Below are 13,757 nucleotides of genomic sequence, written 5' to 3' on the forward strand. Positions count from 1 at the left end.
TTATTTTAATGCCTGATAGGCGATTAAAGCTGCTATATAAGCTAAGCCTGTCATAAATCCTACTTGAATTAAAGTCCATTTCCAAGATGCTGTTTCTTTTTTTACAATTGCTATTGTACTCATACATTGCATTGCGAAAGCATAAAATAGTAGAAGGGAAACACCTGAAGCAAGATTATAGGCAGGTAAACCTGTATTTCTGTTTACCTCAGCTCTCATTTTACTTAAGATTGTTCTTTTAGAAGCATCATCTTCAATATCTGCATTATCACCAATGCTATAAACTGTAGCCATTGTTCCAACAAAGACCTCACGCGCTGCAAATGATGATATCAAACCAATTCCCATTTTCCAATCATACCCCAATGGTTCTACAATAGGCTCAATTACCATGCCCAGATATCCTAAATAGGAGTGTTCCACCTTATAAGAAGATATTTCATGATCGAGATCTTCTTGCGATAGCGACGGATTATTCTGCGTTACAATTTCTTCTGCATTTTTAAATTTATCACCAGGACCAAAACTTCCAAGCGCCCAAAGTATGACAGATATGGCTAAGATGATTTTACCTGCGCCAAAAACGAAACTGGATGATTTGTCCCAAACATTTAAAAATAAATTTTTCCAGTCCGGGAATTTATAAGTTGGTAATTCGAAAATTAAGAAAGATTTATGTTTTGTCTTAATAATTTTATTCAATAACCATGCTGAACCAAGAGCCGCTAAAATGCCCAGAATATAAAGCGCAAATAAGATAATACCCTGAATATTGAACCCAAGAAATTTAGTATCAGGAATGACTAAACCAATGATAACAATGTAAATTGGTAATCGTGCAGAACAGGTCATAAACGGTGTTACTAACATCGTTACCAGACGTTCTTTACTATTTTCAATGTTTCGTGCAGACATTACAGCAGGAACAGCACAAGCGACACCTGAGATCAATGGAATGACTGATTTACCATTAAGTCCAAAAGGTCTTAACCAACGGTCCATTAAGAATACTACACGGCTCATATAGCCTGTTTCTTCCATCAATGATATAAAAATATATAAGATCACAATTTGGGGAACAAAAATAACGATACCGCCAATTCCCTTAATAATACCATTGGATAATAGATCTGGAAGTGGTCCTGCAGGTAAGACACTCTGCACATAAGCCGCTAAATCGGCAAATTGCGTATCAATGAAATCCATGGCTGGTCCAGACCAGTTATAAATACCCTGAAATATCAAAAACAGAACCCCAAAGAAAATCAGATAACCTAAAATAGGGTGTAGTAAGATTTTATCAATACCATTCGTAACACTTTTCGAATCGATATCTTTTGATACGATTGTACTTAATGCATGTTCTAAATTCTTATTACGCTGAATGGATTCTTCTTTTTGTAATACCTGTGGAGTTAGATTATGCTGTTTTCTAATACTTTCTAGAGCATTATTTTTTTCCTCCGATAGAAATTCTACGTTACCTTTTGCTAAATACTGCCATGTATTGTACTCGTGTTCCAGAGGGAATAGTTTTTTTGCTTCCTCAACAGGTGTAACATATTGTGCGGGAATACTAAAGTTTCCAATATATAGTGGTGGAATTGAATCAAAAGCTTTGATCAATTTGTCAATTCCCTCACCATTACGTGCATTTGTTAAAAAAACTTTAGTCTTTAATAGGGACTCCAATTTTGGAATATCAATTTGAATACCTTTTGTCGTTGCTTCATCAATCATATTGATGACAAAAATGGCAGGTAATCCAAGTTCTCGTGCTTGTTGATAGAGAATAATTGATCTCTTTAAGTTGGACGGTTCACCGACAACAACAATTAAATTTGGTTTAAGCTTGTGTTGTTGATCGACAAGTATATTGAATACAACTTCTTCATCCAAAGAGTTCGGAAATAAGGTGTAAGTACCAGGTAAATCAATGATTTTATATGTTTTATTGTTTGCCGTTAACGAGCCTTCGCGTTTCTCAACGGTGATACCGGGATAATTTCCAACTTTCTGATTGAGTTTCGTAATACGATTAAACAGCGATGTTTTACCCACATTTGGATTCCCCAAAAGTGCAATAATAGGATTGTTCATTTATTTTGGATCGATAATGATTACTTTGGCTTCAGACTTTCTGATAGCAATCAATGAGTTACTAGCAATTATATTTAGACAGATTGGACCGTTTAAAGGGGCAATATGTTTGACTTCAATTTCGGTTCCGGGAAGGAATCCCATTTCATAAAATTTAGCGGGAATGTCATTCGAATTCAAATCAACTATTATAGCTTTTTGTCCCTTTTTAAGCTTGTCTAAACTAGATTTATCGCGCATTATTTCTCTTAATATGTAATTTTCAAATATATGAATTTTATCTGATTTAGAATGATTCTAATGTAATTCTTATGCATTTATGATAAATATGTGATATATTTAAATTATGAAAATTGATGAAGCCATACAAGTGAAAAAATTTAGTACGGAGTGGCAACGAGCCACTGTTAACCTATTGTACACAAGTAATTGGGTAACTGCAGTTTTGGAGAAGAGGGCAGAACAAAAGCAAATTACATTACGTCAATTCAATGTGCTACGGATATTGCGGGGACAATTTCCGAAACCGGTTACTAATAATTTGATAAAATCTAGAATGCTGACGAATACGCCTGATATTTCGAGGTTGATAGACCGATTGGTTCTAAAAGGACTAGTCGATCGCTGTAAGTCAAATGAAGATAAACGTGCAGTCAACTTATTAATAACAGAATTAGGGCTTAAAATCCTCGAAGAACTAGAACAAGAAATGCTTCTGAGTGATATTCTCCCGAATCATCTATCGGAAGCTGAATGTACCCAATTAAATGAACTCTTGGATAAATTTCGAGGAAGTTTAGAACCTGAAACCAAAACTAATTAGTGATCATGATGGTCATGGCTGTGGTCATGACCATCATGATTGATTTCTTGCGTATCCTCCGAAGAAGAATGGCTGTGACCGTGGCCATCAAATAAAAAATTCATCAAAGCAATTGCAACACCGACAAATACGGCTATCATTTTCTTTTTATTGAATTTATGATGATCTGCTGAGCCAGATTCAAATAATATTGTTGTCGATATGTGTAGGAATATACCGATGACAACAGCCATTATTTTATCAAAATACTGTTGAATATTACCAATTTCACCGGTACTTATTGCTTTACTGAAAGAGAATCCCAGAGGTGTCATCGCAGCAAAAACAATTAACAGTGTCGTAATACTCTTTTTAGAAAGATGTGTACTGATCAATAAACTTCCTAATGCAAATGCAGCAGGTATATGGTGGATTGCTATTCCAAAAACCAGCTCTGTTTGATGGGTAGCAGCTAAAGGCATCCCTTCCAAAAATGCATGTAAACATAAACTGATCATAATTCCCATAGGAAAAGCATGATGATGGCCTTCTTCATGATGAAGATGTCCATGTTCGATTCCTTGCGAGAACTGTTCTAGCACCAGTTGGAATAAGAATCCTCCTAATACATATATTCCTAAAATTTCTGCATCTGTAGTACGTGTCTGATAGACATGCGGTATTAAATGCAGTACCGTGATGGCAAACAGATAGGCACCACTAAATGATAGAATTAATTTAAGTAAATTCGTATTGTTTCTTTTTACAAAGAACACTGCTAAACCACTTGCTAATGCAGAGAAAAAAAGAATACTTACTAAGATGATTGCGCTCATTTCGCTATAACGGGATTAAAGAATTCTGGTTTTAGTTTCTTAAAGATATATCCGGTTGCCATACCGATCAGTATCCCTAAAATTGCTCCACATAAGATATCAAACGGATAGTGAACACCCACGTATATCTGTGAAACAGAAATTAATGTTGCCCATGTGATACATAACCACATCGCATGCTTCCATTTTCTTCTGAATAATGCGATCCAGAAAAATGCTAAAGCAAAATGATTGGTGGCATGAGAAGAGGTAAAGCTAAATCCTGAACCACATCTCACACGGATGTTGACCTCTTCTTTAAATACGATATCATTGCAAGGACGAACCCGTTTAACTGATTTCTTGATTAAGTGAGAAGAGACTGCATCAGAAGCTCCGAATGTAGCTAATGTCATAACAACAATCAGGATGCCCGTTTTACCATATGTTTTAATAAAGAAAATAACTAAAAAGAGGTATAAAGGAGCCCAAGTATATGGATTTCTTAAAATTGGAAGTAGCCAGTCAAATACCGGATTACTTAATCCCTGATTAATGGCTAAAAAAATTTCTTGATCAATATGTACTATTTGGTCAATCATGTTGCTGTATTAAAGTGAAATTATTTGATAACAGTTCTTCGTGATCTGAATCCAAATGTATAAATAATTTCAATTTGATGCGGATATATATGTAAAAGAAACAATGTTGCAACAAAAGTATGTTAATTATTTCAGAAAAGGAAACGCTTTATTATAAATATTTGGACTATTGTTTTATTTTTACGGAATAAACGTAATTTAACATGACTTTAATTAAATCAATATCTGGTATTAGAGGTACCATTGGTGGTCGTTCTGGAGAAGGGTTGACACCTATCGATATCGTGAAGTTCACGGCAGCTTATGGTAAGATCATTGTGAATCAGACTGGAATTAACAAAATTGTTGTTGGTCGTGATGCACGAGTTTCCGGTGAAATGGTCAGTAATTTGGTTATTGGTACTTTACAGAGTATTGGTGTAGATGTGATTGATTTAGGCTTATCCACAACTCCTACAGTTGAGATTGCGGTTCCCAAAGAAAATGCTGGTGGCGGCATAATCCTAACGGCGTCTCATAATCCAGGTCAATGGAATGCTTTAAAATTATTAAATGCTAAAGGTGAATTTATCAATGACGCCGAAGGTAAGCAAGTACTGGCATTAGGTGAAAGCTTAGATTTTGATTTTTCAGAATTCGAAGATTTGGGAACAGTTCATAAAGACACAAGCTACATGCAGAAACATATTGATGATGTTTTAGCGTTGGATCTGGTAGATGTAGAAGCTGTTAAAAATGCAAATTTCAAAATTGCAGTGGATGCCGTTAATAGCACAGGAGGTTTGTTCATTCCTGCTTTGTTAGAAGCACTAGGAGTAGAAACAATTTATAAAATTCATTGTGAGCCTGATGGTAAATTTCAACATAACCCTGAACCGCTAAAAGAAAATCTTACAGATCTTTCTAAGGCAGTATTGGAAAATGGAGCTGATTTAGGTATTGCAGTAGATCCTGATGTTGACCGTTTGGTTTTCATGATGGAAGATGGTGATTTATTTGGTGAAGAATATACCTTGGTAGCAGTATCAGATTATATTTTGCAACATACAAAAGGAAATACAGTTTCTAATTTATCTTCAACAAGAGCATTGCGCGATGTAACTGTTAAACATGGAGGTCAATATTTTGCGGCTGCAGTTGGTGAAGTGAATGTAGTGACAAAAATGAAAGAAGTTAATGCCGTTATCGGTGGTGAGGGTAATGGCGGTGTAATTTACCCGGCATCACACTACGGTCGCGATTCACTGGTTGGTGTAGCAATATTTTTAACACATTTAGCAAAGTTGGGTAAAAAGGTATCTGCATATAGAGCCGAATTGCCACAATATTTTATGTCTAAGAATAAAATCACATTAACTCCAGAATTGGACATTGATGATCTTTTAGCAAAAATGGAAGCAAAATATAAGCATGAAGAGCATTCAACTATTGATGGATTGAAGATTGATTTTGAAAATGAGTGGGTTCACTTACGCAAATCAAATACAGAGCCGATTATTCGTATCTATTCTGAAGGTCCTACAGCTGAAGCCGCAGAAGCAATTGCACAAAAAATAATAGCTGAGATCGAAGAAATTATTAAGTAATTTTTAAGATTATTTTATTTTTAAAGCCTCCAGAAACTCATGCTTCTGGAGGCTTAGTTTTTGATACTATTCCTACCTATTATCTGTCTTTATTTATTCAAGGCGTATAATTTTTTATAACATAGGAAAGAGTTTATTGATCGAAATATCCTGTTTTAAGCCAATTGTTCCTAATGATGCCCAAAATTCTGTATCTGTAAATTCAACTCTTTACAAGCGCTGAAAGGGATCTACTTTCGAGTTTTATAGGTTTTGCTCGCTCATCTCAGTTTTTTTATAAGTATTAACGAAATATGCCCTAAAAGTATTTCACCTTTAGGGCATATCTGCATTTTATTTTTACAATTTGCTTTAACGTCTGTTTTATATTAATCTGTCAGCGTAGAGATATCCATATCTGGCTTTGGAAGATTAAGTTGTTGAATTTCTTTTTTGCACTTATCAACCATTTCTTGTGTCATTTCGTATGTATAATTACCATAATCATCATAAGTGAATTTTCCAACATGGAAGAAGCCATAAAGATCAAAGAAATCTGTGAGATCAAGTTTTGCGACCTGAGATGCTGTTTTTACAAAATTCAATTGGTGTACAGCAGGGTTGTTTCCACGATCGCCCATTACTTGACCGCCACCGCGTCTGCTTCTACGTTCAGGATTCTGTTTGCGGAAGGCTTCAAATAAATCGGGGTAAAAATTAGGATTTTTACCTTGATTTGCGAAATACAGTTGAAGTTGCCAGAAAGGTACTAAGCGATTGAATACATCTGGATCCTGTAGGTAACTTATTTTACCATTAATGATACTTTCTCTGGATTTTTTGTAATTACCTTGTTCTGAAAGACGGCTTTTATTGCCATAAGAAGTTGTTACATAAAGGGAGAAAATATTATTACTTACTTCACCCAATCCTCCCCAGTTTAAGTAAGGTCTTAATTGATGCACGTGTCCTACTTCATGTGAAAACCCCCAACATGGATCCCCTTTGATTACGCGAGCTGGGTCTACAACAAGCGGCATTGCATTGCCAGGATCCGTACCCATATAAGCAACTCCATCTCCGTCACGGAACATGTAATAATTATAATTTACACGCGAGAGAATTTTGTTTTCAGGGACTTTGTTATATTTAATAAGTCCCATAATACGATGCTGTCTGTAAATAAGAGAATCATAATTACTGATCAGCTCGACACCTTTTCCATAAGCATACTTTTTAATATCGGCAGCAGGGTAGGCAATCTGAATGTGTCGACCTTTGGCATCAATAACTGGATATACAGCCTGATCTACCAACTTGTTCCAATCTTGGTCATTGTTTTTCGTAATATCAAAGTAACCATTAACTGGGCTACCAATAAAATGTACACTGATTGCTTTTTCTTTTTTAGGATTTTCGGAGAAATAATCGATATAAGCCAGACCGTCGAAATCTTTGACATCAATGATGTTGATACCATTTTTGAGTTTAAATTCTTGCTTTACAATACCCCATCCCTTTGGGTCTTTGGTCGGATCCATTCCTTCAGGAGCTCGGCGGTTCCAATTTGGAATGATCAATTTAACTTCATTATCTGCAGCGATATGATCAACAGATATGATATGGCGGCCTATAGGCAGATAAATTCCGGTTATATTTTCATATTTGCTGTATCCATCACCGATCATTAAGTTATGGCCTAAGGTTGAAGGGCTAAGGATAGCATTGTATTCTGCAAACCGGTACTTTTGATCATATTGATTATTTAATAAGGAGGTGGCAACCTGTTTGACCTGTGGATTTTTAATTTTATCAAGATCAGATTTTTTGATTCCTTTTTTTAGCTTAACGGCTAAAGGAGTTTCGAATACTTGTAAGTCTTGATAAGCGTCTGCATAGTCTTTAGCAGATTGCGCATGTAGACTACTTATCGTACCGGCAAGCAGTAATAAAGTAATGAATTTTAGCTTCATATTTAGATGGTTAGTTGAAGTGCTAAAATATCAAATTGTGCTAACATTAAAGCATTTTTCAATTGTAAGATTATTGTTAAGATTGTAGCTTCAACCGGCAGTGTTTTTAGCGATTTGAAACAGCATATAATAAAGAAAGCCTTTCAAAATGAATTGAAAGGCTTTCTTTATTATATTGAGATAAATTTTAATGTTTAGTGAGCAGATAAATTTTTAGCTTTTTCTTCATCAAAATTAGCTTCTAACTCGGCTAATTTCTTTTTACCATAAGCCAGTCGTGTGATCACAACGAACAGTACTGGAACGATAAAGATTGCTAAAACTGTCGCTGCAGACATACCACCAAATACTGTCCAGCCAATTGTTTGGCGAGAAATGGCACCGGCGCCAGTCGATAACATCAAAGGAATAATACCTAAGATAAATGCAAAAGACGTCATGATAATAGGACGCAGACGAAGCTTAACAGCATCTAATGTTGCCTCATATAAGTTCATTCCGATATCTACACGTTCTTTAGCAAACTCAACAATTAGAATCGCATTTTTAGCCGCTAAACCAATAATTGCAACTAAACCAATTTGCGCATAGATATTATTATCTAATGCTGGAATCAATGTTAATGTTAAAATTGCTCCAAATACCCCTAGTGGTACCGATAATAAAATTGAGAATGGAACAGACCAACTTTCATAAAGCGCAGCTAGTAGCAAGAATACAAACAGAATACATAAACCAAAGATCATAATAGTCATATTTCCAGATTTTGTTTCTTGTAAAGCCAATCCTGAGAAATCATAACTATAACCGTTCGGCAATGTTTCTGCGGCAACTTCCTGAAGCGCTCTGATGGCATCACCGGACGAATAACCAGGCGCAGCACTACCACTAACCTCTATACTTCTAAAGATGTTATAGTGATTGATAATAGCTGGATTCTGAACAAGGTTCCAAGTAACCAATGAACTTAAAGGAACAGATTCACCGCGGCCATTATTAACATATAATTTGTTGATGTCCTCAATGTTCATACGGTAATCTTTATCCGCCTGAGATACAACCCTAAAGTTACGTCCGTATCTTGTAAAATCATTAATATAAGAAGACCCAAGGTATGCAGATATAGTGGTATAGATTGTCGAAACAGGAACCCCCATTTTCTTCGCTTGCTCTCTATTAACAGATAACTTGTAATTTGGAGTTTTTGTGTTAAATAGGGTATAGGCCATACCGATTTCAGGTCTCTGATTGGCTGCAGCTAAGAATTTACCAACTACACCTTCGAAGACTTTGATATCTACGGTCTGTTGATCTTGAATCATTAAACTGAAACCACCAGAAGTACCAAGACCAGGAATTGCAGGAGGAGTAACAGCGAGTACACGTGCTTTATTATAGCCAGCATATTTTCCCATGATACCACCCGTAATTTGGTTAGCAGTACGCTTTCTATCTTTCCAAGGTTTTAGAGAAACGAAAACTGTCGCTACGTTAGGCTGGAAAGCTCTGTTCAAAATATTGATACCGGCAATAGCCGTAATATCTTTAATCTCTGGATAATCTTTACGTAATTCTTGCTCTACTTCATTTAAAATTTCTTTTGTACGTGTTGTAGACGAACCTTCTGGCAAGGTAATACCGGCAAAGAACATCCCATTATCTTCACCAGGAATAAATCCAGTTGGTTTTTTATTAAACATATAACCTGTACCAATGAAGATACAAAGTAAGATGATTAACGCCATAGGAGCCTTTTTGATACAGTATTTTACACCATTAGAATATTTGTTCGTTACTCTTTCGAACCAGATATTAAACTTGTAGAAAAACTTATTAAGACCTTTCGCTTCCGAGTGAACTGCTGTTGGTCTTAACATGATCGAACATAATGCCGGTGTTAATGACAGGGCAATAAATGCAGACAACATAACCGAAACGGCAATTGTTATGGAGAATTGTTGATACAATTGACCCACCATACCTGGGATAAATCCTACAGGAACGAATACTGCAGAAAGAATCAAAGCAATGGCAATAACCGGAGCTGTAATGTCTTTCATGGCACGACGCGTTGCATCTGCCGCAGACATCTTATAATGATCTATATAATGCTGCACCGCCTCAACCACAACAATCGCATCATCGACCACAATACCAATAGCAAGCACGAATGCCAATAAAGTTAAGTTATTGATTGAGAAACCGAATAATAAGAAGAAGATAAATGTACCAACAATAGATACAGGAATCGCTAATACAGGAATTAGTGTTGCTCTCCATGACTGTAAGAAGAAGAATACAACTAAAGTTACTAATAGTAAAGCTTCAATCAAAGTATGAATAACTGATTCAATGGAAGCATTAACAACAGAAATTGTCTCATAACCGACAACATAGTCAACATCATCAGGGAATGATTTTTTTAATCTTTCCAATGCAGTATAGATACCCTCTGCAGATTGCACAGCATTACCTCCTGGAGTTTGAGAAACCATCATACCAGAAGAAGTCATGCCATTTACACGCGTACTTGTTGCATAACTGAATTGGCCCAATTCTACTCTCGCTACGTCTTTTAATAAAACAATTGATCCATCTGTATTTGATTTCACAATGATTTCTTCAAAATCCTGTACCGAAGATAAATCTGAATCCGTAATCACTGGGTATTCAAATACCTGATCTGATTTTTGCGGAGTAGAACCTACTGATCCTCCCGGAATTCTTAAGTTTTGTTCAGCAATTGCTGTAGAAACATCTGCAGGAGTTAGATTTAAATTCGTTAATTTATTGGCATCTAACCAAACGCGCATGGAGAATGGCTGTCCAAAAGCGGTAACCTCACCAACACCAGTGATACGTAATAACGCATCTTTGATGTATAAATTGGCATAGTTATCTAAAAACTTAGCATCGCGGGTACCTTTTGGTGATACCAGTGAAACGAGCATTAAGATATCTGTATTCGCTTTACGTGTTGTTACTCCTAAACGTTTAACAGCTTCGGGTAACGCTGGTTCAGCAATACCCACACGGTTTTGAACGTCTAATGTAGCGATATCAATATCAGTACCTACTTCAAAAGTTACGGTTATCTGTGATTGACCATTCGATGTACTGTTTGAGGACATGTAAAGCATGCCCGGTGTACCATTAATTTGACTCTCAATAGGAGTCGTTACTGTTTGTTCAACAGTTTGAGCATCCGCGCCAGTGTAGTTTGCTGTTACTGAAACAGTTGGTGGGGCTACGGATGGATATTGACTGATCGGCAATGACACAATTGAAATTCCACCTACGATCATAATCAATAGGGAAATCACAATGGCAGTGACGGGTCTTTTTATAAAAACTTCTGAAATCATATGTTTTTTTGTATCTTATAAAGTCTGTGAAAATTATTTTTTTGGTGCAGCGGCATCAGGTGCAGCAGCAGGAGCCTCAGCAACTTTTACACCTGTTTGCACATTCATGATACCATCAACAACAATTTTCTCACCGACTTTAAGGCCTGATTTTACAACTACTTTATCTCCTAATTTTAAACCTAGATCAACTTTACGTTGTTCAGCTTTACTGCTGTCACCAACAACATACACGTTAAATACTCCCAACTGATCTTGAACAGCTTTATAAGGAATAACAATTTCTTCAGTTGCTGAATTCGTCTTGATATTTAAAGATAGATTCATTCCAGCTCTCAAGACATTACCAGGGTTGTCAAAATTAGCACGTACTCTTATCGTTCCTGTCTGTGGATCAACTGCACGGTCAATAGTGGCAATTCTTCCTGGAGCTGTATACTCCGTTCCATCCGGTAATACTGCGCCGATCTGTGCTGCAGAACCTGATTTTTGTAAGTTTACAAATTGAGGGATATCACGCTCGCTCACTTGGATTTCAACTGCCACAGGATTGATTGAAGATACCGTATTTAATCGTGTAGTTCCAGGATTAACCAAAGCCCCAAGACGTACATCTGATATACCTACAATACCCGCGAATGGCGCTCTTATAGTTGAACGATTTAAGTTTGTTTGTGCTGTTGTTACAGCAGCTTGTGCACCTAAGATCTGCGCTTTTTGATTTGCCAGATCTGTTTTAGCATAATCTAAAGTTTGTTTTGCGATCGCATCTTTATCTGCTAATGCTTGGTAACGGTTTAAATCTGTTTGCACACGATCCAAATTAGATTGTGCAATTTTAAGATTTGCTCTGGCTTGATCTAAAGCCGCAGTGTAGCGAGTGCCGTCAATTTCATATAATTTTTGACCTTTGGATACCGATGCTCCATCAGTTACAAATATTTGCGTTACATAACCAGAAACTTCAGCAAATAAATCAGCTTCATTTAAGGGTTTTACAGTAGCTGGATATGTTTGGTTTCCTGTGACAATTTCTTCTGTGGCAGTTGCTATGGAAACAGGTACAACACGTTCTGCTTGCTGTGCAGCCTGTTGTTTCTGAGCATCTTTATTGCCACATGACTGCCAGATTAGCGTAGTCCCAATAAAAAAAGCTGCTAATAAATGTTTTTTATTCATGATATTCTTGGTTTCTTAATGTTGTTTATTTTGTATCTACAGTTCCTAATGCTTTTTGAACATCTAGCTTACTCGATAGAAGTGCATAAAGTGCATTTAAATAATTCAATTGACTTGTTTTAAGATCAGTCTCAGCTGTCATTAAGTCTAAGTAAGTTTTAATACCTTCATCATATTGTAACTTAATCGTATCATAGACTTCCTTAGATAAGTCAACATTATCTCTTGATGTTTTCCAATCAATTAGGTTGGCATTATATGAAGCTGTTGCAAGTGCATATTCTGTGTTGACTTGATTTTTCAAATCTTCCATGCTTAAATCAATTCTACTTTCGCGTAGTTTGGATTGATTGATTTGATGCTTTCTTTTAAAACCTTGAAAAATTGGAATAGATACAGATAATCCAGCTACAGAGCTTGGGAAATTGTCATTATACAAATCCTTAAATTTGTTATTTCTGTAATTAAATGCATAGTTATAAAATGCGCTTACATTTGGGAGGTAGGTCCATTTATAGTATTGCGTTTCTAATTCTTGCATTTTTTTGGACGTTTCCAATTGTTGGAATTCAATTCTATTGGTTACGCTAGCAGATGAAGTTGTGTCAATCAGAATCTGATTTTCCATATTCGCATTCTCAAAAGATAATGTAATATCAACTTTATGATCAACTGCTATTAAATTTTTTAAATAATCATATTTATAACGGCGTAATTCAATAGTCCGCTTTTCGTCCGCATTTGCATTGCTTAACGCAATTTGAGCTCTTTTGAAATCGGTTTTGTCAACCATACCAACTTCGTAGCGTACTTTAGCGTCGTTATATTGTTTTTGAAGTCTAGCAATGTTTTCACGAACAATTTTGATCTGCTCTTCACTTGTTAAAATATCATAGTAAGCTTTACTCACTTCAACCACTGTGTTGATTTTTTGACTTTCAGTGTTTTGCTTATTGGATTGACGGATAAGTGTTGCCGCTTTTGAAGCTTGCATAAGTGCCGGATTCAAAATCTGTTGATCAGCCTGTAAGGTTAAAGCACTAGCATTCTTCTGTCCTAACGCAATGTTCTGTCCACCTATAAAAGAGGTGGGAACTTTAACATTGTAGTTGTAAGAACCATTAGCGTTTACCTGTGGCAACCAGCCAGACAAGGCAATGTCGATATCTTTTTCGCCAATTTCCTCATCAATTGCAGCCTGTTTCAGACTTATCTTGTTGCTAAGGGCATAGTCAATGAGTTGCTGCAAATTTGCTTTAGCAGGTAACGTCTCATTGCCTGTTTGTTGGGCATAACTAACATTGTATATTGTAGTCATGGCTGCCAAAGAAAAGGCTATTTGTCTAAACTTCATAA

10 protein-coding genes are annotated in these 13,757 nt (G+C 36.1%); 2 read left to right on the forward strand and 8 right to left on the reverse strand.

All coding sequences use genetic code 11. From position 1 onward, the window contains the following. Together feoB and HCX49_RS14350 are read right to left on the reverse strand one after the other, a co-directional pair. Positions 1–2,100 (reverse strand): ferrous iron transport protein B, encoded by a 2,100-nt coding sequence (feoB, locus tag HCX49_RS14345; RefSeq protein ID WP_168127457.1) that lies wholly within the window; start codon positions 2,098–2,100, stop codon positions 1–3. Further along, complete coding sequence (locus HCX49_RS14350) at positions 2,101–2,340, reverse strand: ferrous iron transport protein A (protein ID WP_021191175.1); 240 nt, start codon at positions 2,338–2,340, stop codon at positions 2,101–2,103. A gap of 106 nt (positions 2,341–2,446) precedes the next feature. Between HCX49_RS14350 and HCX49_RS14355 the strand changes: the two genes are divergently transcribed. Further along, positions 2,447–2,923: a MarR family winged helix-turn-helix transcriptional regulator gene (locus HCX49_RS14355; protein ID WP_021191174.1), complete on the forward strand. Its 477-nt coding sequence runs from the start codon at positions 2,447–2,449 to the stop codon at positions 2,921–2,923. Here the strand turns inward: HCX49_RS14355 and HCX49_RS14360 are convergent. After that, complete coding sequence (locus tag HCX49_RS14360; protein ID WP_132772670.1) at positions 2,920–3,738, reverse strand: ZIP family metal transporter; 819 nt, start codon at positions 3,736–3,738, stop codon at positions 2,920–2,922. The genes HCX49_RS14355 and HCX49_RS14360 overlap by 4 nt on opposite strands. Next, positions 3,735–4,319, reverse strand: coding sequence for a phosphatase PAP2 family protein (locus tag HCX49_RS14365; protein ID WP_021191172.1), 585 nt, complete (start codon positions 4,317–4,319; stop codon positions 3,735–3,737). The genes HCX49_RS14360 and HCX49_RS14365 overlap by 4 nt, the downstream gene beginning before the upstream one ends. A gap of 203 nt (positions 4,320–4,522) precedes the next feature. Here HCX49_RS14365 and glmM point away from each other — a divergent pair, with 203 nt between their 5' ends. Beyond that, positions 4,523–5,905: a phosphoglucosamine mutase gene (gene glmM, locus HCX49_RS14370; protein WP_021191171.1), complete on the forward strand. Its 1,383-nt coding sequence runs from the start codon at positions 4,523–4,525 to the stop codon at positions 5,903–5,905. 368 nt (positions 5,906–6,273) lie between these two features. Here glmM and HCX49_RS14375 read toward each other — a convergent pair whose 3' ends face one another. The 4 genes from HCX49_RS14375 to HCX49_RS14390 all read right to left on the reverse strand — a co-directional run bounded on the left by HCX49_RS14375 (position 6,274) and on the right by HCX49_RS14390 (position 13,755). Continuing rightward, positions 6,274–7,857, reverse strand: coding sequence for a M60 family metallopeptidase (locus HCX49_RS14375; RefSeq protein ID WP_132772673.1), 1,584 nt, complete (start codon positions 7,855–7,857; stop codon positions 6,274–6,276). A gap of 194 nt (positions 7,858–8,051) precedes the next feature. Beyond that, entirely contained in the window at positions 8,052–11,222 is a 3,171-nt protein-coding gene (locus HCX49_RS14380; RefSeq protein ID WP_168127458.1) for an efflux RND transporter permease subunit, read from the reverse strand. 33 nt (positions 11,223–11,255) lie between these two features. Next, positions 11,256–12,401 carry an efflux RND transporter periplasmic adaptor subunit gene (locus HCX49_RS14385; RefSeq protein ID WP_168127459.1) on the reverse strand — a complete coding sequence of 382 codons (1,146 nt, stop codon included), beginning with the start codon at positions 12,399–12,401 and terminating at the stop codon, positions 11,256–11,258. 25 nt (positions 12,402–12,426) lie between these two features. Further along, positions 12,427–13,755, reverse strand: coding sequence for a TolC family protein (locus HCX49_RS14390; protein ID WP_031288119.1), 1,329 nt, complete (start codon positions 13,753–13,755; stop codon positions 12,427–12,429). Between the last annotated feature and the right edge of the window lie 2 nt (positions 13,756–13,757).

The organism is Sphingobacterium sp. B16(2022) (assembly GCF_012030425.1).
Lineage (GTDB): Bacteria > Bacteroidota > Bacteroidia > Sphingobacteriales > Sphingobacteriaceae > Sphingobacterium > Sphingobacterium anhuiense.

Bases quoted from the DNA above. Each gene is read 5' to 3' on its own strand.
- HCX49_RS14390 (WP_031288119.1), bottom strand. From the start codon at position 13,755: ATGAAGTTTAGACAAATAGCCTTTTCTTTGGCAGCCATGACTACAATA.
- HCX49_RS14375 (WP_132772673.1), bottom strand. From the start codon at position 7,857: ATGAAGCTAAAATTCATTACTTTATTACTGCTTGCCGGTACGATAAGT.
- HCX49_RS14350 (WP_021191175.1), bottom strand. From the start codon at position 2,340: ATGCGCGATAAATCTAGTTTAGACAAGCTTAAAAAGGGACAAAAAGCT.
- HCX49_RS14380 (WP_168127458.1), bottom strand. From the start codon at position 11,222: ATGATTTCAGAAGTTTTTATAAAAAGACCCGTCACTGCCATTGTGATT.
- HCX49_RS14355 (WP_021191174.1), top strand. From the start codon at position 2,447: ATGAAAATTGATGAAGCCATACAAGTGAAAAAATTTAGTACGGAGTGG.
- glmM (WP_021191171.1), top strand. From the start codon at position 4,523: ATGACTTTAATTAAATCAATATCTGGTATTAGAGGTACCATTGGTGGT.
- HCX49_RS14385 (WP_168127459.1), bottom strand. From the start codon at position 12,401: ATGAATAAAAAACATTTATTAGCAGCTTTTTTTATTGGGACTACGCTA.
- feoB (WP_168127457.1), bottom strand. From the start codon at position 2,100: ATGAACAATCCTATTATTGCACTTTTGGGGAATCCAAATGTGGGTAAA.
- HCX49_RS14360 (WP_132772670.1), bottom strand. From the start codon at position 3,738: ATGAGCGCAATCATCTTAGTAAGTATTCTTTTTTTCTCTGCATTAGCA.
- HCX49_RS14365 (WP_021191172.1), bottom strand. From the start codon at position 4,319: ATGATTGACCAAATAGTACATATTGATCAAGAAATTTTTTTAGCCATT.